This window comes from Streptomyces sp. NPDC093018 (assembly GCF_040684035.1).
GTDB lineage: Bacteria > Actinomycetota > Actinomycetes > Streptomycetales > Streptomycetaceae > Streptomyces > Streptomyces murinus.
The window spans coordinates 371,990-395,789 of the sequence record NZ_JBFBFF010000003.1 but is presented as its reverse complement, the minus strand read 5'-3'; the positions used below and the strand labels follow the sequence as shown (position 1 = coordinate 395,789).

The following is a 23,800-nucleotide window of genomic DNA, read 5'->3' as shown; positions in this document are numbered from 1 at the left end:
GGAGAACGTCAGGCGACGGGCGGGCGGACACTCTGGGGGACAGCGTCGAATCCTATGCCCTGGCACTGACAGCCGGAGTGGATCCCCGCGTACGGTCGGCGGGAACCGGGCACTACCGCGCCGCGTCGCCCGTTGGAGACGGCGAAAGCGCCGTCGTGTCCATGGACGCACAGTGACGCACCACTCCCGCACCAGGAGGCATCCCGCGATGTCGGTCCCTAAGCTCAGCGCCGAGCAGCGCGGCGAGGAGATCCTCGCCGTATTCGACACCGCCTTCGGCAGGCTCCTGGCCGCCGACCCGGCCGCCTTCCGGGTGAAGTTCCGGAAGATGGCGGCCTCGGCCTTCGCGTTCTACCGGGGCACGGCGTGCCTCTTCTACCACGACATCGAAGCCGAGCGGCGGGGCGGCCCCTACCTGGACGACCGCACCTCGCGCGTGTGGATCCACGGCGACCTGCACGCGGAGAACTTCGGCACGTACATGGACTCGTACGGCCGCCTGGTGTTCAACGTCAACGACTTCGACGAGGCGTACGTCGGCCCCTTCACCTGGGACCTGAAGCGCTTCGCCGCCTCGATCGCGCTCCTCGGGTACGCCAAGGCGCTGAGCGACGAGCAGATCACCGAGCTGGTGACCGTCTACGCGGACGCGTACCGGGAGCGGATCCACGCCCTGGCCACCGGCGCCAAGAGCGACGAGGTGCCGCCGTTCACCCTGGACACCGCGGAGGGCCCGCTGCTCGGCGCGCTGCGCGCGGCCCGCTCGCTCACCCGGTTCGAGCTGCTGGACTCGATGACCGAGATCCGCGACTTCGAACGCCGGTTCGCATCGGGTCCCGGCACCGTCGAGCTGGACGCGGCCGACCGCTACAAGATCCTCGCGGCCTTCGACGGCTATCTGGAGACGCTGCCGGACTCCTCCCTGGCCCGCCCGGACTCCTACCGGGTCAAGGACGTCGTGGGCCGCCGGGGCGTCGGCATCGGCTCGGCCGGGCTGCCGTCGTACAACATCCTCCTGGAGGGCCACAGCGACGCCCTGGAGAACGATGTCGTGATCTACATCAAGCAGGCCCAGACCCCGGCCGTCTCCCGGCACCTCACCGATCCGGCCATCGCCGGGTACTTCGAGCACGAGGGCCACCGCACGGTGATCTCCCAGCGCGCCCTCCAGGCGCACTCCGACCCCTGGCTGGGCTGGACCGAGCTGGACGGCGCGGGCCAGCTGGTCGCCGAGATCTCGCCGTACGCGGTCGACCTGGACTGGAGCGATCTCGACGACCCGGAGGAGATCGCGCTGGTCGTGGCCGACCTGGGCCGGGCCACGGCGACCATGCACGCGGCGGCGGACGACACCTCCGGCGAGTCCCTGGTGCCCTTCTCCACCGAGCGGGCCATCGACGCGGCGATCGCGGCCCATGAGGAGGGCTTCGCGCCCCTGCTGGTGGACTTCGCGCACACGTACGGCGCACGGGCCCGCGCGGACCACCACATCTTCGTGGACCTGTTCCGCAACGGCCGGATCCCGGGGCTGTAGAGCGCCCCGCCGAGGCGGTAGCGTGCCCGTACTCACAGGCCCCCTTTAGGGGTCCCTTACTCCGGTTCGTGACAGACTCTGCTATCGCTATGGACATATCCGGGACCTACCTCAGAGCCGCGCGCGCGGTGCTGTTCACGGCCTTCGTCGTGACCCTCGGCACCGCGTCGCACGTGCTGCTGTCCCGGACCCCGCTGCCGGCCGCGACCGTGGCCGCGGTCGCCGCCGGCGTCTTCGCCGGCGCGTACGCGCTGGCGGGCCGCGAGCGCGGCTTCGGCCGGATCGCGGCTCTGCTGGTGCCGCTGGAACTGGCCGCGGACACGGTGTTCACCACCGGCCAGCAGACCTGTTACGGCCGGGCGGGCGGCCCGGTCGCCGGTCCCCTGCACGCCTTCGGATTCGACCTGCTGTGCCACGGCGGCGCGGTGGGCACCCCGCTGGCCCAGGTGAGCCGCGGCCAGGCCGCCGGGGTGCTGGCGAACGCCTCCCCGGCCACCGCCTGGCTGCTGCTCGCCGCGCACATCGGTGTGAGCCTGCTGGCCGCCGCCTGGCTGCGCCGGGGCGAGCGGGCCCTGGTGCAGCTGCTGCGCGCGGTGGCCGCCGCCTCCTTCCGGCCACTGCTCCTCGCGGTGGCCGCGGTCGCCGTACGACGGCTGCCGGAGGGCCGCCCGCCCCGCCCGGCCCGGCGCCGGGCCGCCGCCCGCGACCGGCTTCTCGCGCACTCCCTGGGACGGCGTGGACCGCCGTGCTCCGCCCCGCTCGCCTCCTGGTGAGCGACGTGCACCCGTCCCCCACCCGTATTCCGCGCAGGGCAACTGCGCGACCCCCAGGGAGAACACCCAGATGAGCAAGCGGAACAGCCAGGCGTCGAAGAGCGCGGCCCGGGAGCGGCTGCGCGAGGAGCGCGAGCGCCAGGCCAAGCGCGACAAGGCCAGGCGCCAGGCGTTCGTGGCCGGCGGCGTCGTGGTCGCACTGGCGGCCGCGGGCGGCATCGGCTACGCCGTCGTCCAGGCCAACAAGCCCAGCTACTGGGAGGGTCTGAAGAACGCGAAGGTCGTCGCCCCGGCCCACACCGAGGGCGCCAAGGGCGCCACGGTCGTCATCGGCAAGGCGAGCGCCAAGAAGACCCTCAAGATGTACGAGGACCCGCGCTGCCCGGTGTGCGCCCAGTTCGAGCAGACGATCGGCTCGACGCTGCACAAGGACATCGACGACGGCAAGTTCAAGTACCAGTACGTGGGCGCCACGTTCCTGGACGCCCACGACAACGGTGTGGGCTCCAAGAACGCGCTGAGCGCGCTCGGCGCCGCGCTGAACATCAGCCCCCAGGCGTTCCTGGACTACAAGTCCGCGCTGTACTCCACGAAGTGGCACCCGGACGAGAACGACGACAAGTTCAAGGACGACAGCTACCTCATCAAGATCGCCGACACCGTCCCGGCGCTGAAGGGCAACGCCACCTTCCAGAACGCCGTCAAGAAGGGCACCTACGACGCCTGGGCGGTGAACATGTCGAAGCAGTTCGACAACAACAAGGACGGCGTGACCGGCACTCCGGCCCTCGTCATGGACGGCAAGCAGCTCAACGGCGGCAACATGATCACGTCGGTGGACGAGTTCAACAAGGTCATCGACGCGGCCGTCAAGGGCTGACGAACCCTCAGGGGTGACGAGTCCTCAGGGGTGACGAACTCCAGGGTGCTGACAGCTCTTCGGAAACCGAAGGCTGAGTGAAGAGCGGGCGAACATTCCCTGTTCGCCCGCTCTTTTGTTCTACCGCTCGGTAACCTGATCGGCCGTGACCAGTCGAAACAGATCACTGCCGGCCTCCCAGGGCCTCAACTCCCCTTCCCCGCGCCGCCGTACGGTCGTCAAGGCCGTGGCGGCGACCGCTGTGCTGGCCGGGCCGCTCGCCGCCGCCCTGCCCGCCCGCGCCTCCGGTCAGGCCCCCGCCTTCCTGCACGGTGTGGCCTCCGGTGACCCGCTGCCCGACGGCATCCTGCTGTGGACCCGCATCACCCCGACCCCGGACGCCACCCCCGGCTCCGGCGTCGGCCCGGACACCGTGGTGAGCTGGGTCGTGGCCACCGACAAGGCGCTCACCCAGGTCGTCAGCAAGGGCTCCACCACCGCGACGGCCGCCTCGGACCACACGGTGAAGGCGGACATCCGCGGCCTCCAGCCGGCCACCGACTACTGGTTCCGCTTCTCCTGCGGCGGCACCGACTCGCCGGTCGCGCGCACCCGCACCGCCCCGGCCGCCACCGCGGACGTCTCCGGGCTCCGCTTCGGCGTGGTCACCTGCGCCAACTGGGAGGCCGGCTACTTCTCCTCGTACCGCCACCTCGCGGCGCGGGGCGACCTCGACGCCTGGCTGCACCTCGGTGACTACATCTACGAGTACAAGTCCGGCGAGTACGCGGCCCGCGGCAAGGTGATCCGGCAGCACGCCCCCACCAACGAGATCATCACGCTCGCCGACTACCGCACCCGGCACGGCAAGTACAAGACCGACGCCGACCTCCAGGCCCTGCACCTGAAGGCGCCGGTCATCGCGATCTGGGACGACCACGAGTTCGCCGACAACGCGTGGTCGGGCGGCGCGGTCAACCACACGGAGGGCGCCGAGGGCACCTGGACCGCCCGCAAGGCCGCCGCCAAGCAGGCCTACTTCGAGTGGATGCCGGTGCGCCCGGCGATCGAGGGCACCACCTACCGGCGGCTGCGCTTCGGCAAGCTCGCCGATCTGTCCCTGCTGGACCTGCGCTCCTTCCGCTCCCAGCAGGTGTCCGGCACCAGCGGCTCGGTGGACGACGCGAGCCGCACCATCACCGGCCGGGCCCAGCTCGACTGGCTGAAGGCGGGCCTGAAGGCGTCCGACACCAAGTGGCGGCTGGTCGGCAACTCGGTGATGATCGCGCCGTTCGTCATCGGCTCCCTCACCGCGGACCTGCTCAAGCCGCTCGCCCAGCTGCTCGACCTGCCGCAGGGCGGCATAGGCGTCAACACCGACCAGTGGGACGGCTACACCCACGACCGCCGGGAACTCCTCGACCACCTGACGTCGAACAACATCGGCAACACCGTCTTCCTGACCGGTGACATCCACATGTCCTGGGCCAACGACGTGCCGGTGGACGCGGGCACCTACCCGCTGTCGGAGTCGGCCGCCACCGAGTTCGTCATCACCTCGATGACCTCCGACAACCTCGACGACATCGTCAAGGTCCCCGAGGGCCTCGTCTCCGCGGTCGCCGCGCCGCTCATCGAGGCCGCCAACCGGCACGTCCACTGGGTGGACACCGACCGGCACGGCTTCGGCGTGCTCGACATCACCACCGACCGCGCCCAGATGGACTACTACGTCCTGTCCGACCGCACCGACCAGAACGCCACCGCCAAGTGGGAGCGCTCGTACCGCACCCGCACCGGCACCCAGAAGGTCGAGCGCACCTACGACCCGGTCTAGGCCGTCCGCAGGCCGTCCCGGTCTAGGCGGTCCGCAGGCCGTCGAGGAAGCCGAGCGCCACGCGCCAGGTCGCCTCGGCGGCCTCCGCGTCGTGGTCCGGCAGGTCGGGGTCGGTGTACACATGCCCGGCCCCGGCGTACCGGTAGACCTCCACATCGGCGCCCGCCCGGCCCATCTGGAGGTACCAGGCGCTGAGCCAGTCGTCCGTCTCGAACGGGTCCGGCTCGGCCACGTGCAGCTGCACCGGCAGCTCGTCCACGTGCGCGTTCGGCGCGATGTCCGAGGTGCCGTGCAGAAGCAGCAGCCCGCGCGCCTTGTCGTCGCCGAGGGCGAGGGTCTGCGCCACGGAGGCGCCGAGCGAGAACCCGGCGTAGACCAGACCGCGCTCCGAGTACGGCGCCGCCGCCAGCACGGCCCGCTTCAGCAGCTCCTCCTTGCCGATCCCGTCACTGAACTCCATGCCCTCCTCGACGGTGCCGAACGTCCGCCCCTCGAAGAGGTCCGGCGTCCATACCTCGTGGCCGGCCGCGCGCAGCCGGTCAGCGGCGTCGCGCACCGCGGGCCTGAGCCCATAGGTCGAGTGAAAGAGCATGATGTTCATGAACCCATGGTGCCAGCTCCGGGTACGCCGCCCGGGAGCGGGACAAGTCACAGGTTCACGATCGCCGTAGCCGGTTACGTTCCAAGGCATGGAGACCGTACTGCGCCCTGTGCTCGTGGTCGGCGCGTCCGTGTTCCTGACCGTCCTCATCGGCTGGGCCACCGACGTGCTGCTGCGCAAGGCGGACGAACGCCACCCCGAGACCCCCCTGTGGGACCGGCTGCGGCGCGCCCGCGTCCCGTACCAGCTGGTCCTGTGCGCCGCCCTGCTCAGAGGCTCGTACGACCAGGCCGAACTGTTCGAGGAGCACCGGGTCGGCGTCGGCCGGACCCTGACCCTGGTGCTGATCGGGGCCGCGGCCTGGCTGGTGATCCGGATCGCGAGCGCCGTGGTCGAGACGACGTACAGCCGCTACGCGCGCGCCCATCACGACGCGGCGCGGGTACGGCGGGTGCGCACCCAGGTCACGCTGATCATGCGGGTGGTCTCGGCGGTCGTCGGCGTGGTCGCGGTGGCCGCGATGCTGCTGACCTTCCCGGCGATGCGGGCCGCGGGCGCCTCCCTGCTGGCCTCGGCCGGTGTCCTCGGCATCGTGGCCGGCGTCGCCGCGCAGTCCACGCTGTCGAACCTGTTCGCGGGGCTCCAGATCGCCTTCGGCGACATGGTCCGCATCGGCGACACCGTGGTCGTGGACGGCGAGTGGGGCACGGTCGAGGAGATCACCCTGACCTTTCTGACGGTACGGACCTGGGACGAGCGCCGGATCACCATGCCGGTGTCGTACTTCACCTCCAAGCCCTTCGAGAACTGGTCGCGGGGCACCCCGCAGATGACCGGGATCGTGTTCTGGCAGCTCGACCACAGCGCCCCTCTGGAGGCGATGCGCGAGAAGCTGCGCGACATCCTGCGCCAGTGCCCGGCCTGGGACGGCCGCGCCTCCAACCTGGTGGTCACCGACTCCACCGCCAACACCATGGAGGTGCGCGCGCTGGTGACCGCGAAGGACGCCGACGACATCTGGACGGTGCGGGTCGCGGTCCGCGAGCAGATGATCACCTGGCTGTCCGCGGAGCACCCCTACGCGCTGCCCCGGGTCAACACCTCGGACGCGGTGCTGCCGCCCTACCGCGTGCCCTCCCCGGACCGCCACTCCCTGCGCAAGGCGTACGAGTTCCCGCGCACCGGCCGGAGCTGAGCGGCGCGGGACCGGGCGGGACCGATGGGCGGCCCGGTCCGGTGGGCGCCCGGTCCGGTTCAATGTCCGCGTTCGGCGCCTCCGTTGACCTGGATGATCTGTGAGGTGATGTGCCCGGCGGCGGGCGAGGCCAGCCAGTGCAGGGTGGACGCCACGTCGCCCGGCTCGCCCGCCCGGCCGGTGGAGGTCTCGGCCACGAGCTGCCCGCGCCGCTCCTCGGACATGCCGCCGCCGAAGAAGTCGGTGTCCTCGATGTAACCGGGTGCGACCACGTTCACCGTGATGCCCCGGTGGCCCAGGCGGCGGGCCAGATCATGGGCGTAGGGGTGCAGTCCGGCCTTGGCCGCCGCGTAGGCGCCGCTGCCCGAGCCGCGGTAGGCGGCGACGGAGCTGAGGAAGAGCACCCGCCCGCCGGGCTCGGCGAGCCGCTCCTGAAGGGCCTCGGTGAGCAGCACCGCGGTCAGGGTGTTGAGTCTGAAGGCGACGGTCCAGGCATGGGCCACCCGGTCCAGGGGGTCCTCGCTGCCGGCCGGTGGCTCCAGGGCGCCGGAGCCCCCGGCGCTGTGCACGAGCACATCGACGGTGCCGAACTCCCGGGCGACGAGCCCGGCCACCTCCCGCACGTCTGCGGGCTCGGTGAGGTCGGCCGCGTGGGTGAGCGCACCCGGCACCCCGGCCTTCTCCAGCACCTCCGCGCGCCGCCCGAGGAGCAGCACCCGGTCCCCGTCCGCGGCGAAGGCCCGTGCCGTCGCCAGCCCGATGCCCGTACCGCCTCCGCTGATCACGATGTTGCGAGTCATGATCCGAGAGTAGGAGTCCGCGGCCGACGGCGCTTCCGGTTGTCCACAGCCGCCAGGTATTTGTATGACCGGATATACACAGCTGGCCGATATACACAGCCCGCCGAGCGCCGTCAGCGCAGGCTGCGCACATCGAGATGGCGCAGGATCCGGTCCACGATCTCCGGGTCCATCCCCGGTTCGCTGCGCGCCGCGAGCACCTCGTGCCGGGCGGCGCTGAGCATCTCGCCCTGGATGCGCCGGATCCGCTTCAGCCGCTTGGCCCGCTGGTGCTGTGCCTCGCGGCGCTCCTCCTCGCCCATGTCGGGGCTGATCCGGATGCCGATGTCGAAGGCCTGGCGCAGCATCTGCTCGGACAGCTCCTCGGGCAGGTCCTCCACCTGCTCGATCTCCCGCAGCCGGCGCTTGGCCGCCTTGGCCGCGCGCACCGCCAGCTCCTTCTCGGACTCCTTCTCCCGCTCGGCGTCGGCCTGCACCCCCAGCCGTCTGACCAGCCACGGCAGGGTCAGCCCCTGGATCACCAGGGTGGCGACGATCACCCCGAAGGCGATGAAGACGATCTCGTCCCGGTCCGGGAAGGGCTTGCCCGCGTCGGTCTCCAGGGGGATGGCCAGCGCCAGCGCGACCGAGGCCACCCCGCGCATCCCGGACCACCACATCACGACCGTCTCCCGCAGGCTGGTCGGGATCTCCTCCTCCACATCGCGCCGGGCGTGCAGCCGTTTGGTCAGCCAGGTCGCCGGGAGCAGCCACAGCAGTCGTACGACGATCACCACCCCGGCGACGGCCGCCGCCCAGCCGAGCAGCTCGCCCCACCGTCCGCTGGCCGTACGGATCGCGTTGTGCAGCTCCAGGCCGATCAGCCCGAAGGCGACGCCGGTGACGAGGGTGTCGATGATGTCCCAGAAGGTGTGTCCCGCCAGTCGGGTCATCACATCGTCGGCGCCGGTGGCGTACTCGGAGAGGTAGAGGGCCGTGGTGAGCACGGCGAGCACGCCGGAGCCCTGGAGCTTCTCCGCGAGCACATAGGAGGCGTACGGCACCAGCAGGGTCAGGCCGATCTGGAGGGTCGGGTCCCCCAGCAGGTCCATCACCCGGTTCGCGCCCCAGCCGAGCAGCAGCCCCACGGCCACCGCGACCACGGCGGACAGCACCAGCGCGAGCCCGGCCTTCCACGGCGAGAACAGTCCGCTCACCGCGGCGGCGATCGCCACGTGGTAGAGCACGATGGCCGTGACGTCGTTGAACAGCCCCTCGCCCTCCAGGACCGACACCAGACGGCGCGGCAGCCCGAGTTGTCCGGCGACGCTGGTCGCGGCGACGGGGTCGGGCGGGGCGATCAGCGCGCCGAGCGCCACCGCGGCGGCGACCGACAGGCCGGGCACGATCGCGTGGGCCACGAAGGCGACGCACACCGTGGTCACGAACACCAGGGCGACGGCCAGGGTCAGGATCGGGCGTTTGTTGGTCGTGAACTGCCGCCAGGAGGTGCGCCGTACGGCCGCGTAGAGCAGCGGCGGCAGCAGTCCGGGCAGGATCAGCTCGGGCGGGATGTTCACGTTGGGCACGAAGTCGGCCACCGCGAGGACCCCGCCGAACAGCGTCATCAGCACCGGGGCCGGCACCCCGAGGCGGTCGCCCACCGGGACGCTCACCAGGGCCCCGAGCAGCAGGGCGAACAACAGAGCCAACTGATCCAAGGCCGGCGCTCCGGGGTCGACATGGCACGCGAGGCTTCAAGCCTGCCATGCCGCCCGGCCACCGGCCGTTCCGGGGCATCGCCCCGGGGGGTTTCGCCGCACCCCGTTCACCGGCTTTTGTGCCGGTGGTTACAGGGCGCGGCGCATCGCCCGGTGGGGCATGTCGGCGTCCAGGAACTCCGGTCCGTACGCCGCGTAGCCGAGCCGCTCGTAGAAACCGAGCGCCTGGGTCTGCGCGTGCAGGTCCACCGCGGCCAGGCCACGCGCGCGGGCCGCGTCCTCGATGGCCCGCACCAGGGCGGCACCGATACCGAGCCCGCGTGCCCGGCGGGAGACCGCGAGCCGCCCGAGGGAGCCGACGGAGGCGTCCGCGCCGGTCTTGGCGACGGCCGCCTCTCCGGTCAGCAGCCGGCCGGTGCCCAGCGGGGTGCCGTCCGCGCGCAGGGCCAGCACATGCACGGCGACGGCGTCGTACGCGTCGTACTCGATGGCTTCGTCCACGCCCTGCTCATGGACGAAGACCTCCTTGCGGACCGCGAAGCACGCCTCCAGGTCGGCGGGACCCTCGGCGACGCGGACCGCGGGGGCCCCGGTCATCCGTAGGTCTCCTCGCGGACCAGGTCCAGGGCCTGCTGAAGGTCTTCGGGGTAGTCGGAGGAGAACTCCACCCAGCGGCCGTCGCCCGGGTGTTCGAAGCCGAGCCGCACGGCGTGCAGCCACTGGCGGGTGATGCGCAGCCGCTTGGCCAGGGTGGGGTCGGCGCCGTAGGTGAGGTCGCCGACGCACGGGTGGCGGTGGGCGGCCATGTGGACGCGGATCTGGTGGGTGCGGCCGGTCTCCAGCTTCACATCGAGCAGGGAGGCGGCGCGGAATGCCTCGATGAGGTCGTAGTGCGTCACCGAGGGCTTGCCGTCGGCGGTGACCGCCCACTTGTAGTCGTGGTTCGGATGGCGGCCGATCGGGGCGTCGATGGTGCCGCTCGTCGGGTCCGGGTGGCCCTGGACCAGGGTGTGGTAGCGCTTGTCGACCGTGCGCTCCTTGAACTGGCGCTTGAGCGAGGTGTACGCGTACTCCGACTTGGCGACCACCATCAGGCCGGAGGTGCCCACGTCCAGGCGGTGCACGATGCCCTGGCGCTCGGCGGCGCCGGAGGTGGAGATCCGGTAGCCGGCGGCGGCGAGACCGCCGATCACGGTCGGTCCGTTCCAGCCCGGGGAGGGGTGCGCGGCCACGCCGACCGGCTTGACGATCACCAGCACGTCATCGTCGTCATGCACGATCTCCATGCCCTCGACGGGCTCGGCGACCACCTGCACCGGCGCGGGCGCCTGCGGCATCTCGACCTCCAGCCAGGCGCCGCCGTGCACCCGCTCGGACTTGCCGACGACCGCGCCGTCGACCTGCACCTTGCCGGCCGCGGCCAGCTCGGCCGCCTTCGTGCGGGAGAAGCCGAACATGCGGGAGATGGCGGCGTCGACGCGCTCGCCCTCCAGGCCGTCGGGCACGGGCAGGGTACGGATCTCGGGAATCGTGCTCACCCGTCGAGTATGCCGGACGGGCGGCACGGCCCCGACCGAGCCTGTGGAAAACCGGCCCCGGCCCCGGTCCTTTGGGGCCCTGCCGTCAGTCCTTGTGGACCGTGCCGTCCGGGTCGAGACCGCGGAAGGACAGCAGCACGATCAGGATGCCGCCGCACACGATCGCCGAGTCGGCGAGGTTGAAGATGGCGAAGCCCTTGGGCGCGATGAAGTCCACGACCTGGCCGTTGAAGACCCCGGGCGAGCGGAAGATCCGGTCGGTGAGGTTGCCGAACGCGCCGCCGAGCAGCAGGCCGAGCGCCACGGCCCAGGGGAAGCTGTAGAGCTTGCGGGCCAGCCTCATGATCACCACGATCACCGAGGCGGCGATCACCGTGAAGATCACGGTGAAGGCCGCGCCGAAACCGAAGGCGGCACCCGGGTTGCGGATGGCGTTCAGCTCCAGCAGGTCCCCGACGAGCTTGATCGGCGCGTGGCCCTCCAGCTTGGCCACCACCAGCATCTTGCTGATCAGGTCGAGCGCGTAGGCGAACGCGGCCACCGCGAACAGCACGGCGAGGCGGCGGCCGCGGCCGGTCCGCTCCGGTGCCTGGTCCCGCGCCTGCTCGGGGGCCTGATGTGCGCCGTCCTCCGGGGTGTCCGGCGTATTGATGATGCGCTCCGCCTCTGCCACGTGCGTCCCTCGACCTAGGTACCTGACTGAGGACGAGACTACGGCACGCCTTCGCGGCCCCATACGCTCAGGAGCGGCGTTCCTGCTTCTGCTTGCACTCCACGCACAGGGTGGCCCGCGGGAAGGCCTGCATCCGGGCCTTGCCAATGGGATTGCCGCAGTTCTCGCACAGGCCGTAGGTGCCCGCGTCCAGCCGTTCGAGCGCGCGTTCGGTCTGGGTGAGCATCTCGCGCGCGTTGGCGGCCAGCGCCAGCTCGTGCTCGCGGGTGATGTTCTTGGTCCCGGTGTCGGCCTGGTCGTCGCCCGCACCGTCCCCGGAGTCCCGCATCAGGCCGACGAGGGACTCCTCGGACGAGCTGATCTCCCGCCGCAGCCGCTCCATCTCGGACTGGAGCTCCGCACGCGCCTCGGAGACCTCCTGCTCGGTCCAGGGATCCTCGCCGGGGCGCACCGGCAGCTCGCCAGGGTCCGCCGCGGCGAGGCGCGCCTTGGGGACGGCGGTGTCGTCCGCCGTGGCCGTGCCAGGGGTCTTCTTCGCAACCACCTTCGTGGCTCCCGTCTGCTTCGCGGCCCGCGCCGCGCCCGCCTTCTTGGCCGTGCTCTTCTCGTCCGGCTCCGCCTTGCGGGCCGCGGTCTTCGTGGCCTTCCCGGCGGCGGTGCCCGCCGCGGTGGCGTCCTCGGCCGCCGTGTCCTTGACCGCGGTCCTCCTGGCGGGCGGCTTCTTCGAGGCCGCCTTCTTGGCCGCCGTCTTCCCGGCCGCGGTCTTCTGCGCCGCGGCCGACCCGTGCGCGGTCTTGTGCGCCGCGGCCGTCCCAGGCGCGGCCGCCGCGCTCTTCCCGGCCGCCGCCTGTTTCTTCTCCGGTGTCTTCCCGGCGGCCGTCTTCCTCGCCACCGGGTGGGCGGCGGCCTCCTCGGCCGCGCCCGTCTGCTCCAGGACCGGCTTCACGGCGGCTCCCTTCTCGGCGGCGGCCTTCCTGGCCACCGCCTTCCCGTCCCCCTCCTCGGCCACCGCCCGCCGCGCCGCCGCCTTCTTGGCAGCGGCCTTCCGGGCAGTGGTTTCCTCGGCATCCGTCGTCCCGGCCACGGTCTTCTTCGCGCTCTTTCTCGCCACCATGGCCGCGACCCCTTCACATAGGGTGATCTCGCTCGCGAATCGTGCTGGGACGATAAATCGACTTGCCTCCCGCGGCAACGGGGCACACCGCCCGATTCGCCCGGCCGCACCCCCCGCGCGACGGGCCTGCATCCGTTGTGCCCAGCTCCCCGCCGGGTAATCCGCCACGCCGGGCATCACCCCCCGCACCCTCGCCATTCGGGGCATCCCGTGTCCCGCGCCCGGCCGCCGATGGCCGGCGCCCCGAAAAGCGGTCGGCCGCCGTCCGCGCGGCGCCGTACACTGGGCGCAGCGAGCAGCATGGATGGGGACGAGTAGCGGCGTACGCAGCCCAGAGCGACCCGGGGACGGTGGAAGCCCGGGGGCGAGCGCGACGTGAAGATCACCCCGGAGCCGCCGGAAGAAAGCCGCAGCCGCAGGGCCAGGCCAGTAGAACCGGTTTCGCGAACCCAAATGAGGGGGCCCACCGGCGACCGAGACACGGCGGCGGGCCAAGGAGGGTGGTACCGCGGGAGCGCGCCGCACACGGCGTAGGAATCGAAGCTCTCGTCCCTCCGACGGAAGGCAGCAAGTCCGTTGGAGGATGCTCGCAGATGACAGCGCCGACGTACCGCCAGGTGCCCGCACAGGTCGACCTGCCCGCGCTTGAGCACGCCGTGCTCGACTTCTGGCGCGAGCAGAAGATCTTCGCCAAGACCCTGGAGCAGTCCGAGGGCCGCCCCGAATGGGTGTTCTACGAAGGCCCGCCCACCGCCAACGGCATGCCCGGCGCCCACCACATCGAGGCGCGCGTCTTCAAGGACGTCTTCCCCCGCTTCCGCACCATGCGCGGCTACCACGTGGCCCGCAAGGCCGGCTGGGACTGCCACGGCCTGCCCGTGGAGCTGGCCGTGGAGAAGGAGCTGGGCTTCTCCGGCAAGCAGGACATCGAGGCGTACGGCATCGCCGAGTTCAACGACAAGTGCCGCGAGTCCGTGACCCGGCACACCGACGCCTTCGCCGAGCTGACGACCCGCATGGGCTACTGGGTCGACCTGGACGACGCCTACCGGACCATGGACCCGGAGTACGTGGAGTCCGTCTGGTGGTCGCTGAAGGAGATCTTCGGCAAGGGCCTGCTGGTCCAGGACCACCGCGTCGCCCCCTGGTGCCCGCGCTGCGGCACCGGCCTGTCCGACCACGAGCTGGCGCAGGGCTACGAGACGGTCGTCGACCCCTCGGTGTACGTCCGCTTCCCGCTCACCTCCGGCCCGCTGGCCGGCGAGGCCGCGCTCCTGGTGTGGACGACGACCCCCTGGACCCTGGTCTCCAACACGGCGGTCGCCGCCCACCCGGAGGTCACCTACGTCGTCGCCACGAACGGCGAGGAGAAGGTCGTCGTCGCCGAGCCGCTGCTCGCCAAGGCGCTCGGCGAGGGCTGGGAGCCCACCGGACAGACCTTCACCGGCGCCGAGATGGAGCGCTGGACCTACCAGCGCCCGTTCGAGCTGATCGAGTTCCCGAGCGTCAGCGAGGGAACCGATGGGCACAGCCCGGAGCCGGCCCACTACGTGGTGAACGCCGACTACGTGACCACCGAGGACGGTACGGGCCTGGTCCACCAGTCCCCCGCCTTCGGTGAGGACGACCTCAAGGTCTGCCGCTCCTACGGACTGCCCGTCGTCAACCCGGTGCGCCCCGACGGCACCTTCGAGGAGGACGTGCCGCTGGTCGGCGGCGTCTTCTTCAAGAAGGCCGACGAACGGCTCACCGAGGACCTGGGGCAGCGCGGCCTGCTCTTCCGGCATCTGCCGTACGAGCACAGCTACCCGCACTGCTGGCGCTGCCACACCGCGCTGCTCTACTACGCGCAGCCCTCCTGGTACATCCGTACGACGGCCATCAAGGACCGTCTGATCCAGGAGAACGAGAAGACCAACTGGTTCCCGGACACGGTCAAGCACGGCCGCTTCGGCGACTGGCTGAACAACAACATCGACTGGGCGCTGTCCCGCAACCGCTACTGGGGCACCCCGCTGCCGATCTGGCGCTGCGAGGACGACCACCTCACCTGCGTCGGCTCCCGCGCCGAACTGTCCGAGCTGACCGGCACCGACCAGTCCGAGCTCGACCCGCACCGCCCGTACATCGACGCGATCACCTTCGCCTGCCCGCACGAGGGCTGCGGCGGTACGGCCACGCGCGTGCCGGAGGTCATCGACGCCTGGTACGACTCGGGTTCGATGCCGTTCGCGCAGTGGGGCTACCCGTACAAGAACAAGGAGCTGTTCGAGAGCCGTTACCCGGCCCAGTTCATCTCCGAGGCCATCGACCAGACCCGCGGCTGGTTCTACACGCTGATGGCCGTCGGCACCCTGGTGTTCGACAAGTCCTCGTACGAAAACGTCGTGTGCCTCGGCCACATCCTCGCCGAGGACGGCCGCAAGATGTCCAAGCACCTGGGCAACATCCTCCAGCCGATCCCGCTGATGGACCAGCACGGCGCGGACGCGGTGCGCTGGTTCATGGCCGCGGGCGGCTCCCCGTGGGCGGCGCGCCGGGTGGGCCACGGCACCATCCAGGAGGTCGTCCGCAAGACGCTGCTGACGTACTGGAACACGGTTGCCTTCCAGGCGCTGTACGCCCGTACGTCGAACTGGGCGCCGAGCGCGGCCGACCCGGCCCCGGCCGAGCGCCCGCTGCTGGACCGCTGGCTGCTGTCCGAACTGCACGCGCTCACCGACCAGGTGACGCAGGCCCTTGAGGGGTACGACACCCAGCGCGCCGGCAAGCTGCTGTCCGCGTTCGTCGACGACCTGTCCAACTGGTACGTCCGCCGTTCGCGCCGCCGCTTCTGGCAGGGCGACAAGGCCGCGCTGCGCACGCTGCACGAGGTGCTGGAGACGGTCACCCGGCTGATGGCGCCGATCACCCCGTTCATCACCGAGCGGGTGTGGCAGGACCTGATCGCGCCGGTCACCCCGGACGCGCCGGAGTCGGTGCACCTGGCGTCCTGGCCGGAGACGGACCTCGGTTCGATCGACCCGGAGCTGTCGAAGCAGATGGTGCTGGTGCGCCGGCTGGTGGAGCTGGGCCGTGCCACGCGTGCCGAGTCGGGCGTCAAGACGCGTCAGCCGCTGTCCCGTGCGCTGATCGCGGCGAGCGGCTTCGAGACCCTGGACCGCGAACTGCACGCGCAGATCACGGAGGAGCTGAACGTCTCCTCGCTGGCCTCGCTGTCGGAGGTCGGCGGCTCCCTGGTGGACACCACGGCCAAGGCCAACTTCCGTGCGCTGGGCAAGCGGTTCGGCAAGCGGGTGCAGGACGTGGCCAAGGCGATCGCCGCCACCGACGCCGCCGCGCTGTCGCTGGCGCTGCGGCAGGGCACGGCCTCGGTGGAGGTCGACGGTGAGACGGTCACCCTGGCGCCGGACGAGGTGATCATCACCGAGACGCCGCGCGAGGGTTGGTCGGTGGCGTCCGACTCCGGTGCGACGGTGGCGCTGGACCTGGAGATCACGGAGGAGCTGCGCCGGGCGGGGCTCGCCCGTGACGCGATCCGGCTCATCCAGGAGGCGCGCAAGAACAGCGGTCTGGATGTCGCGGACCGGATCGCGCTGCGCTGGACGTCCACCGACCCGGCGGTGATCGCGGCGCTCGGTGAGCATGCCGAGCTGATCGCGGACGAGGTCCTGGCGACGGACTTCGCCCAGGGCGAGGCCGACGACAGCTACGGGGACGCCTTCACCGACGAGGGTCTGAGCCTGGTGTTCCGGCTGCGCAAGGCGTAGGCGCCGCCAGCCGCTTGGGAAGGGCCTGTCCTCCGGTTCCGGAGGGCGGGCCCTTTTCGGTGGGTGGAAAAAGCCACCGTGCACCGCACACCGCACACAAGAACGCGGCCCCGGACCGAAGTCCGGGGCCGCGTTCTCAGCGCTGCCGACGCCTATGGCGTACTACTCACCGTGGCCGGCGCTCAGTTGTCGTCCTCGTCGATCAGGAAACCGCGCATCGGCGAGGGGGCCTGGCCCATCGGGGACGGGCCCTGCGGGCGGACCGGAGCCATCGGCTGGGTCATGGCGGGCGTCATCTGCTGCTGACCGCCGTAGGACGGACCGGACGTCTGAGCGGGCGAACCACCCATCGTCTGGTTGCCGCCGTAGGACGGGGCACTCGCGCCGGCCGGAGCCATGGAGGGCGCCGGGGACGGCGGCAGGGACGCGGCGGCCGGGGTACGCGGCGGGGCCAGCGAGTCGTCCGCCTGGGTCTCCAGCTGACGCAGCTGCGACTCCAGGTACGACTTCAGGCGCGTGCGGTACTCGCGTTCGAAGCCGCGCAGGTCCTCGACCTTGCGCTCCAGCGTGGCGCGAGCGGACTCCAGGGAGCCCATCGCGACGCGGTGCTTCTCCTGCGCGTCCCGCTCCAGGGCGTCGGCCTTGGCTCGGGCGTCACGCTCCAGACCCTCGGCGCGGCTGCGGGCCTCGCCGACGATCTTGTTGGCCTCGGAACGGGCCTCGGCGATCGCCTGGTCGGCGGTCTGCTGGGCCAGCGAGAGGACACGGGCGGCGCTGTCGCCACCGGGGCCCTGACCGGGACCGCCCATGGGACCGCCCATCGGGCCACCCATCGGACCGCCCATGGGGCCACCCATCTGCTGCTGCATGGGCGGCTGACCGCCCATCGGGCCCTGGCCCATGCCGCCTTGGCCCATACCGCCCTGGCCCATGCCACCCTGACCCATGGAGCCCTGGCCCATCGGGCCCTGTCCCATCGGACCCTGGCCCATCGGGCCGGGACCCTGCGGACCTCCCTGCCCACTGGGACCGGCGGGCAGCTGCGGGGCACCGCTCGGCAGCTGGGGCGGACCACCCATGGGGCCACCCATCTGCTGCTGCGGCGGGCCCGATATGCCGGCGGGTACCGGAGCGCCGGGACCTCGCATGCCCTGCTGCTGCTGTTCCTGCTCCGGAGGCTTCCGGGAGTTCTGCTGGTTCTGCGCCGCGGCTCGCGTGGCGGCAGCCAGCTTCGCGCGCAGGTCCTCGTTCTCCCGGAGCAGACGGGTCAGTTCGGCTTCGACCTCATCGAGGAAGGCATCGACCTCGTCCTCGTCATAGCCTTCTCGGAGGCGGACGGTCGTGAACTGCTTGTTCCGCACGTCCTCGGGGGTCAACGGCATCTCTTCACCTCAACGTAGTCATCGGCAGTCGGCAAGACCGGATCGTCCACACGCTCATCTCACGAAGTTCTGCACGATGGCGATGAGAATGTAGACGATGATCATCAGTACGAAGAAGGACAGGTCTAGCGCCACGCCCCCGAGACGCAGCGGCGGAATGAACCGCCGCAGAAGCTTCAGCGGTGGATCGGTGACAGTGTAGGTGGCCTCCAGTACGACCACCATCGCCTTGCCGGGTTGCCATGAGCGGGCGAACTGGAAGACGTAGTCCATGACCAGCCGGAAGATGAGCACGACGAGAAACACCATCAGCGCGATGTAGATCACCTGCGCGAACACGCCCATGGCCTGTGTTTCCCTCTCCCCTGTTCCGAGCTCTTGCGTACTGCGGTCCGGTCTGCGTCTCAGCTCTGGTTGAAGAACCCGCCCTCTGCGATGCGGGCCTTGTCCTCCGCCGTGACATCGACGTTAGCAGGAGACAACAGGAACACCTTCTGCGTCACCCGCTCGATACTGCCGTGAAGACCAAACACCAAACCGGCCGCAAAGTCGACAAGTCGCTTGGCGTCTGTGTCATCCATCTCAGTCAGATTCATGATCACCGGGGTGCCCTCACGGAAGTGTTCCCCGATGGTACGGGCCTCGTTGTAGGTCCGTGGGTGCAATGTGGTGATCCGGTAAGGCTCTCGTTCGGACACGACCTTGGGCATGATCACCGGCGCGTTCTTCTCCAGGGACTGACGTTCTTGTGTGATGGACGCCACGGGTGCGATCCGCGCCGGGCGACCGGATTCCGCGGGTAGCGAAGCCGCCCGGGACACCGGTTCGCGAGGCGCCGGAGGCTGCACCACTCGCACCGATTCATCCCTTTGGGGCTGATGTGCCTCATGCGGTTGATGCAGCGGCTCGTGCCGCCGGTGGTCCCGCTCGGGCTCCGGGTCCAACTCGGGCTCGAAATCGTCATCGGGGTCGAATCCGCGGCCGTCGTACCCATCGTCCTCCACGAGGCCGAGGTAGACCGCCATCTTGCGCATCGCGCCGGCCATGCTCTGAGTCCTCCGCTCTGTGGTGGATCGGCTGACGACTGCCAAGTGCCCGCGATCCACGCGGTCGTTGTGTCCGTTTCGCGAACACTGACCATATTTTCTGCTGTGGTCCGACTTCTTGGCGACGTTACCCGAGCCGGGGACGGACACCGAGTACCGCAGTGCCGACGCGCACATGTGTCGCCCCGGCCGCCACGGCCTGCTCCAGGTCCGCACTCATCCCTGCCGACACCATGGTTGCAGCCGGATGGGCTCGGCGCAGGTCGGTCGACAAATCCATGAGGCGCTCGAACGCCGCCTGTTCGCGTCCCGCGTACTCGCCGGTGAGCGGAGCCACGGTCATCAGTCCGTCGAGCCGCAGTCCGGGCGAGCCGGCGACGAGGTCGGCCAACTCTTCGATTCCCTCGGGGGCCACGCCCCCGCGCTCCCCCCGTCCGCTCGCGTCCGCGTCGAGCGCGACCTGGATCAGGCACCCCACCTCGCGCCCGGCGCGCACCGCCTCCTTGGACAGTGCGGTGACGAGCCGTGCGCGGTCGATCGACTGCACGACATCGGCGTAACCGACCACGGAACGCACCTTGTTGGTCTGCAACTGGCCGACAAAGTGCCACTTCAGGGGCAGATCCGCACAAGCCGCCGCCTTCGGCGCGGCGTCCTGGTCGCGGTTCTCGGCGACATGGCGCACACCGAGCCCCGACAGGATCCGCACATCGCTCGCCGGGTAGGTCTTGGTGACCACGATCAGGGTCACCTCCTCCCGCCGCCGGCCCGCGGCCGTGCAGGCGCGGGCGATGCGCTCCTCCACATTCGCCAGATTCTCGGCGAGTTCGGTCTTACGGTCCGTCATTCCCCATCAGTCCAGCCAGACATAGGCCGCGAGCCGCCCGGTGGTGCGGTCGCGACGGTATGAGAAGTGGTCCCCCGACTCCAGCGTGCACACCGGCGAATGCGCCCGGTCGCACACCCCGAGCCGGTCGAGCTGCGCGTGCACTCCGGCGCTCACGTCGACCGCCGGTGTGCCCCAGCTGGTTTCGGCGTGCGCCGTCGGCTCCACCGCCGCCACCTCGGCCCGCATGGTCTCGGGTACCTCGTAGCACCGGCCGCAGACGGCCGGTCCGGTGCGCGCGACGATCCGCTCGGGTGCGGCGCCGAGTTCGACCATGGCCCGTACGGCGGCGGGGACGACCCCCTTGACCATGCCGGGCCGGCCCGCGTGGGCCGCGGCGGCGATCTTGGCGACGGGGTCGGCGAGCAGCACCGGCACGCAGTCGGCGGTGAGGACCGCGAGGGCGAGTCCGCGCCGGGCGGTGACGAGGGCGTCGACCTCCGGCACCGGTCGGGTGCCCCAGGGCTCGTCCACCACGGCCACCTCGGCGCCGTGCACCTGGTTCATCCACACCACGCGGGCGGGGTCCAGGCCGAGCGACGTGGCGGCCAGTTTCCTGTTGGCCGCCACCGCCTCGGGCGTGTCGCCGACGGCGCCGCCGAGGTTCAGCTCCTCATACGGAGCGGCGCTCACCCCGCCCCACCTGTCGGTGAAGGCGAAGTGCGCGCCGCTCACGCTCTCGCGCCGACCTATCACTTCAGGAAGTCCGGGACGTCCAGCTCCTCGGCCGCGCTGTCCGAGTAGGCGGGGCGCGGCGCCGGGGTGAGCGGCGGCGCGACCGGGAGGTCGGCCACCGGCTCGGGGGCCGGCTCCGGCTCCTCCTTCGGCTTCACGCTGCCGAGCGAGCCGAAGGACGGACGGCTCTCGGACTGCCGTACCGGCGTCGGCTCCTCGCGGCGGGCGGGGGCCGAAGTGGAGGCCGCGCCCAGGGTGTTCTCGCGGCGGGCCGGCGGCTGACCGCCATCGAAGCCGGCCGCGATCACGGTGACGCGGACCTCGTCGCCGAGGGCGTCGTCGATGACCGCGCCGAAGATGATGTTGGCCTCGGGGTGGGCGGCCTCGCTGACCAGCTGGGCCGCCTCATTGATCTCGAAGAGGCCGAGGTCGGAGCCGCCGGAGATGGAGAGCAGCACGCCCCGGGCGCCGTCGATGGACGCCTCCAGGAGCGGCGAGGAGATCGCCATCTCGGCCGCGGCCACCGCGCGGTCGTCGCCGCGGGCCGAGCCGATGCCCATGAGGGCCGAACCTGCCTCGGACATCACCGACTTCACGTCGGCGAAGTCCAGGTTGATCAGGCCCGGGGTGGTGATGAGGTCGGTGATGCCCTGGACACCGGAGAGCAGGACCTGGTCGGCGGACTTGAAGGCGTCCAGGACCGAGACCTGGCGGTCCGAGATGGACAGCAGCCGGTCGTTCGGGATGACGATGAGGGTGTCCACCTCTTCGCGCAGCTCCGCGATGCCGTCCTCGGCCTGGTTCGCGCGGCGCCGTCCCTCGAAGGTGAACGGGCGCGTGACCACGCCGATGGTGAGGGCGCCAAGGGAGCGCGCGATGTTGGCCACGACGGGTGCGCCGCCGGTGCCGGTGCCGCCGCCTTCACCGGCGGTCACGAAGACCATGTCGGCCCCCTTGAGGACCTCCTCGATCTCCTCGCGGTGGTCCTCGGCGGCCTTGCGGCCGACGGCCGGGTTGGCGCCGGCGCCGAGTCCGCGGGTGAGTTCCCTGCCGACGTCCAGCTTGACGTCGGCGTCGCTCATCAACAGCGCCTGCGCGTCGGTGTTGATGGCGATGAACTCGACACCCTTGAGACCGACCTCGATCATCCGGTTGATGGCATTGACACCACCGCCGCCGACACCGATGACCTTGATGACTGCGAGGTAGTTCTGCGGTGCTGCCACGTCGAAGGCCTCTCGCCTCGAATTACGTCGCCGCCGCGGGCGGTTGCCCGCGCCGTGACGACAGATGCCGAATTGGGACGGTCCGTAGCGCCGACCCGAACCCTAAGCCTGAAGTTTAGGGTTACCAGTGTGTCTGTTCCCTGGAGTCTTCTGAACAGGACACTAAGTCGACAAGTGGCGCCCGTTCAACGAACACGCCGAACCTCCCGTTTTTCTTTTCACCCTATGTGATCAGCCATAGCGGTGCCCAACCAGGGTGCTGGCCTGCACTGATGCGCGTCAACTCGCCGATGACACAGGGGCGGTGGGAACGCTGACGTCGAAGTGGCGTGCGCCGGAAGCTGCTTTCATGAGTGCCGTGAGGGTCCGCGCCTTGGCGCGGCCGTCCTCCCCGCTCCCCCAGGCGACGGTGCGGCCGTCGGCCAACCGCAGCCGGATGTCGTCGTAGGAGTGCACCTCGACGGTGCCGGTGAGGCGCCTGACGGGGCCCGGCAGTTCACCGGCCACCAGGACCGCCTCGCGCACCAGCCGGTCGGTCCCGAAGCGCCGCAGGCTCGCGGCGGCCGAGCCCGACGAGGACACGGACATCCGCAGCAGCGGAACGCCCTTGGGTGCCTGCGCGATCGTGGCGAACCGGACACCCTTGTGGTCGACTTCGATGAAATTCTTTCCTTTTCGCACCAGGAGGACCGGGGTTCGCTCGGTCACCTTCAGCTCGATGCCGTGCGGCCAGGAACGGGACACGTCGACCGTGTCAATTCGTGGCAGTTTGCGGCGCATTCGGTCCGCGATGGCACCGGTGTCGACCGACACCAGAGGCGCCCCCACCGGTACGGCGGCGGCGTCACGCACCTCGGCGGGCGTCAGCACCTGGGTACCGGAGACCGGGACCCGCTCGACGCGCAGCCATGAGGAGCCGTACAACACCCATACGGAACCGGCCGCTACGAGCACCACGAGCACGGCCAGGATGACGATCGTACGAAGACGTAGTCGCTTTATCCTTCGGACGAGCGGCGGGCCGGACGACTCCTGCTGGCGTTCCCCGCGTTCGCGAGTCGTCGGTCCGGCCACCCTCACTACCCTTTCGTCATACGGTCCTAACGGCGCGAGGCGATGGCCTCGTACACCATGCCGACGAGCAGCTCGTCGGCGTCCCGGCGGCCGAACTCGCTGGCGGCGCGCGACATCTCGTAGAGCCGGTGCGGGTCGGCGAGCACGGGCAGCACCTGGTGCTGCACCCACTCGGGCGTCAGTTCCGCGTCGTCCACGAGGAGTCCGCCGCCCGCCTTGACCACCGGCTGGGCGTTCAGCCGCTGTTCACCGTTGCCGATGGGCAGCGGTACATAGGCGGCCGGCAGTCCGACGGCGGAGAGTTCGGCGACGGTCATCGCGCCCGCGCGGCAGAGCATCATGTCGGCCGCGGCGTACGCGAGGTCCATCCGGTCCAGGTAACTTACCGGGATATAGGGGGGCATCCCCGGCATCTGCTGCACATGCGGCAGTTCGTTCTTCGGGCCGACCGCGTGCAGGATCTGGATACCGGCCTGCTGGAGCCACGGGGCGACCTGCTGGACGACCTCGTTGAGCCGGCGCGCGCCCTGCGAGCCGCCGGAGACCAGCAGCGTGGGCAGGTTGGGGTCGAGGCCGAAGCGGTGCCGGGCCTCCGGGCGCACGGCCGCGCGGTCCAGGGTGGCGATGGAGCGGCGCAGCGGGATGCCGATGTAGCGGGAGCCGCGCAGCTTGCTGTCCGGCGTGGAGACGGCGACCTGCGCCGCGTACCGGGACCCGATCTTGTTGGCCAGGCCCGGGCGGGCGTTGGCCTCGTGGATCACGATGGGCACGCCGAGCCGCTTGGCGGCGAGGTAGGCGGGCAGCGCGACATAGCCGCCGAAGCCGGCCACGGCGTCCGCCTTGGTGCGTTCGAGGATCTGCTCGGCGGCCTTGATGGTGCCGCGCAGCCGGCCCGGGACGGTGATCAGCTCCGGGGTGGGCTTGCGTGGCAGCGGCACCGCGGGGATCAGCGCCAGCTCGTAGCCGCGCTCCGGGACGAGCCGGGTCTCCAGGCCACGCTCCGTGCCCAGGGCCGTGATCCCCACGCTCGGGTCCTGCCTGCGCAGGGCGTCCGCGAGGGCGAGCGCGGGCTCGATGTGGCCGGCGGTCCCCCCACCGGCGAGTACGACATGCACCG

General features: G+C 70.8%; 21 protein-coding genes. 6 read left to right on the top strand and 15 right to left on the bottom strand.

Annotated features, from left to right (window positions below; translation table 11 throughout):
* The first annotated feature begins 208 nt into the window (after positions 1-208).
* From AB0N90_RS09105 to AB0N90_RS09090, 4 genes are all read left to right on the top strand, one after another.
* On the top strand, positions 209-1,534 hold the full coding sequence (locus AB0N90_RS09105) for a DUF2252 domain-containing protein (RefSeq protein WP_365194280.1): 1,326 nt from the start codon (positions 209-211) through the stop codon (positions 1,532-1,534).
* 89 nt (positions 1,535-1,623) lie between these two features.
* A complete protein-coding gene (locus AB0N90_RS09100; protein ID WP_365194278.1) occupies positions 1,624-2,307 on the top strand; it encodes a hypothetical protein in 684 nt (227 codons plus the stop codon).
* Positions 2,308-2,377: 70 nt separating this feature from the next.
* The gene (locus AB0N90_RS09095) at positions 2,378-3,187 is read left to right on the top strand and encodes a thioredoxin domain-containing protein (protein WP_365194276.1); all 810 of its coding nucleotides are present in this window, start codon (positions 2,378-2,380) and stop codon (positions 3,185-3,187) included.
* Between the two features lie 145 nt (positions 3,188-3,332).
* Positions 3,333-5,003 carry an alkaline phosphatase D family protein gene (locus AB0N90_RS09090; RefSeq protein WP_365194275.1) on the top strand — a complete coding sequence of 557 codons (1,671 nt, stop codon included), beginning with the start codon at positions 3,333-3,335 and terminating at the stop codon, positions 5,001-5,003.
* 22 nt (positions 5,004-5,025) lie between these two features.
* Here AB0N90_RS09090 and AB0N90_RS09085 read toward each other — a convergent pair whose 3' ends face one another.
* On the bottom strand, positions 5,026-5,604 hold the full coding sequence (locus AB0N90_RS09085; protein WP_365194273.1) for a dienelactone hydrolase family protein: 579 nt from the start codon (positions 5,602-5,604) through the stop codon (positions 5,026-5,028).
* Positions 5,605-5,692: 88 nt separating this feature from the next.
* On the opposite strand from AB0N90_RS09085, the gene AB0N90_RS09080 reads away from it, so the two are divergent.
* Positions 5,693-6,799, top strand: coding sequence for a mechanosensitive ion channel domain-containing protein (locus AB0N90_RS09080; RefSeq protein ID WP_365194271.1), 1,107 nt, complete (start codon positions 5,693-5,695; stop codon positions 6,797-6,799).
* 59 nt (positions 6,800-6,858) lie between these two features.
* On the opposite strand, the gene AB0N90_RS09075 is transcribed toward AB0N90_RS09080, so the two are convergent.
* The 6 genes from AB0N90_RS09075 to AB0N90_RS09050 form a co-directional block, all read right to left on the bottom strand.
* Complete coding sequence (locus tag AB0N90_RS09075) at positions 6,859-7,599, bottom strand: SDR family oxidoreductase (protein WP_365194268.1); 741 nt, start codon at positions 7,597-7,599, stop codon at positions 6,859-6,861.
* Between the two features lie 113 nt (positions 7,600-7,712).
* Positions 7,713-9,299, bottom strand: a complete 1,587-nt coding sequence (locus AB0N90_RS09070) for a Na+/H+ antiporter (protein WP_361670980.1) — start codon at positions 9,297-9,299, stop codon at positions 7,713-7,715.
* A gap of 129 nt (positions 9,300-9,428) precedes the next feature.
* The gene (locus AB0N90_RS09065) at positions 9,429-9,896 is read right to left on the bottom strand and encodes a GNAT family N-acetyltransferase (protein WP_361670983.1); all 468 of its coding nucleotides are present in this window, start codon (positions 9,894-9,896) and stop codon (positions 9,429-9,431) included.
* Positions 9,893-10,837, bottom strand: coding sequence for an RluA family pseudouridine synthase (locus tag AB0N90_RS09060; RefSeq protein ID WP_361670986.1), 945 nt, complete (start codon positions 10,835-10,837; stop codon positions 9,893-9,895). The genes AB0N90_RS09065 and AB0N90_RS09060 overlap by 4 nt, the downstream gene beginning before the upstream one ends.
* A gap of 85 nt (positions 10,838-10,922) precedes the next feature.
* On the bottom strand, positions 10,923-11,510 hold the full coding sequence (locus tag AB0N90_RS09055) for a signal peptidase II (RefSeq protein ID WP_361670989.1): 588 nt from the start codon (positions 11,508-11,510) through the stop codon (positions 10,923-10,925).
* Between the two features lie 67 nt (positions 11,511-11,577).
* On the bottom strand, positions 11,578-12,624 hold the full coding sequence (locus AB0N90_RS09050) for a TraR/DksA family transcriptional regulator (protein WP_365194264.1): 1,047 nt from the start codon (positions 12,622-12,624) through the stop codon (positions 11,578-11,580).
* A gap of 593 nt (positions 12,625-13,217) precedes the next feature.
* Between AB0N90_RS09050 and ileS the strand changes: the two genes are divergently transcribed.
* Positions 13,218-16,394: an isoleucine--tRNA ligase gene (gene ileS / locus AB0N90_RS09045; protein WP_365194261.1), complete on the top strand. Its 3,177-nt coding sequence runs from the start codon at positions 13,218-13,220 to the stop codon at positions 16,392-16,394.
* Positions 16,395-16,576: 182 nt separating this feature from the next.
* Here ileS and AB0N90_RS09040 read toward each other — a convergent pair whose 3' ends face one another.
* From AB0N90_RS09040 to murG, 8 genes are all read right to left on the bottom strand, one after another.
* Positions 16,577-17,776, bottom strand: a complete 1,200-nt coding sequence (locus AB0N90_RS09040; protein ID WP_085564297.1) for a DivIVA domain-containing protein — start codon at positions 17,774-17,776, stop codon at positions 16,577-16,579.
* 54 nt (positions 17,777-17,830) lie between these two features.
* Positions 17,831-18,121 carry a YggT family protein gene (locus AB0N90_RS09035; RefSeq protein WP_037653106.1) on the bottom strand — a complete coding sequence of 97 codons (291 nt, stop codon included), beginning with the start codon at positions 18,119-18,121 and terminating at the stop codon, positions 17,831-17,833.
* A 59-nt stretch (positions 18,122-18,180) separates the two neighbouring features.
* Complete coding sequence (sepF, locus tag AB0N90_RS09030; protein WP_111582403.1) at positions 18,181-18,822, bottom strand: cell division protein SepF; 642 nt, start codon at positions 18,820-18,822, stop codon at positions 18,181-18,183.
* Positions 18,823-18,949: 127 nt separating this feature from the next.
* Positions 18,950-19,669, bottom strand: coding sequence for a YggS family pyridoxal phosphate-dependent enzyme (locus AB0N90_RS09025; RefSeq protein WP_365194258.1), 720 nt, complete (start codon positions 19,667-19,669; stop codon positions 18,950-18,952).
* Positions 19,670-19,675: 6 nt separating this feature from the next.
* On the bottom strand, positions 19,676-20,404 hold the full coding sequence (gene pgeF / locus AB0N90_RS09020; protein WP_365194255.1) for a peptidoglycan editing factor PgeF: 729 nt from the start codon (positions 20,402-20,404) through the stop codon (positions 19,676-19,678).
* The gene (ftsZ, locus tag AB0N90_RS09015; RefSeq protein WP_361671006.1) at positions 20,401-21,609 is read right to left on the bottom strand and encodes a cell division protein FtsZ; all 1,209 of its coding nucleotides are present in this window, start codon (positions 21,607-21,609) and stop codon (positions 20,401-20,403) included. Before ftsZ ends, pgeF begins: the two co-directional genes overlap by 4 nt.
* Before the next feature lie 279 nt (positions 21,610-21,888).
* Positions 21,889-22,683: an FtsQ-type POTRA domain-containing protein gene (locus AB0N90_RS09010; RefSeq protein WP_365194252.1), complete on the bottom strand. Its 795-nt coding sequence runs from the start codon at positions 22,681-22,683 to the stop codon at positions 21,889-21,891.
* A gap of 26 nt (positions 22,684-22,709) precedes the next feature.
* Positions 22,710-23,798, bottom strand: coding sequence for an undecaprenyldiphospho-muramoylpentapeptide beta-N-acetylglucosaminyltransferase (gene murG, locus AB0N90_RS09005; protein ID WP_346079769.1), 1,089 nt, complete (start codon positions 23,796-23,798; stop codon positions 22,710-22,712).
* Between the last annotated feature and the right edge of the window lie 2 nt (positions 23,799-23,800).

Excerpts from the sequence above, each read along its gene's own strand:
- AB0N90_RS09105 (WP_365194280.1), top strand. The coding sequence starts at position 209 with ATGTCGGTCCCTAAGCTCAGCGCCGAGCAGCGCGGCGAGGAGATCCTC.
- AB0N90_RS09100 (WP_365194278.1), top strand. The coding sequence starts at position 1,624 with ATGGACATATCCGGGACCTACCTCAGAGCCGCGCGCGCGGTGCTGTTC.
- AB0N90_RS09095 (WP_365194276.1), top strand. The coding sequence starts at position 2,378 with ATGAGCAAGCGGAACAGCCAGGCGTCGAAGAGCGCGGCCCGGGAGCGG.
- AB0N90_RS09085 (WP_365194273.1), bottom strand. The coding sequence starts at position 5,604 with ATGAACATCATGCTCTTTCACTCGACCTATGGGCTCAGGCCCGCGGTG.
- AB0N90_RS09080 (WP_365194271.1), top strand. The coding sequence starts at position 5,693 with ATGGAGACCGTACTGCGCCCTGTGCTCGTGGTCGGCGCGTCCGTGTTC.
- AB0N90_RS09075 (WP_365194268.1), bottom strand. The coding sequence starts at position 7,599 with ATGACTCGCAACATCGTGATCAGCGGAGGCGGTACGGGCATCGGGCTG.
- AB0N90_RS09065 (WP_361670983.1), bottom strand. The coding sequence starts at position 9,896 with ATGACCGGGGCCCCCGCGGTCCGCGTCGCCGAGGGTCCCGCCGACCTG.
- AB0N90_RS09050 (WP_365194264.1), bottom strand. The coding sequence starts at position 12,624 with ATGGTGGCGAGAAAGAGCGCGAAGAAGACCGTGGCCGGGACGACGGAT.
- ileS (WP_365194261.1), top strand. The coding sequence starts at position 13,218 with ATGACAGCGCCGACGTACCGCCAGGTGCCCGCACAGGTCGACCTGCCC.
- AB0N90_RS09040 (WP_085564297.1), bottom strand. The coding sequence starts at position 17,776 with ATGCCGTTGACCCCCGAGGACGTGCGGAACAAGCAGTTCACGACCGTC.
- AB0N90_RS09035 (WP_037653106.1), bottom strand. The coding sequence starts at position 18,121 with ATGGGCGTGTTCGCGCAGGTGATCTACATCGCGCTGATGGTGTTTCTC.
- sepF (WP_111582403.1), bottom strand. The coding sequence starts at position 18,822 with ATGGCCGGCGCGATGCGCAAGATGGCGGTCTACCTCGGCCTCGTGGAG.
- AB0N90_RS09025 (WP_365194258.1), bottom strand. The coding sequence starts at position 19,669 with ATGACGGACCGTAAGACCGAACTCGCCGAGAATCTGGCGAATGTGGAG.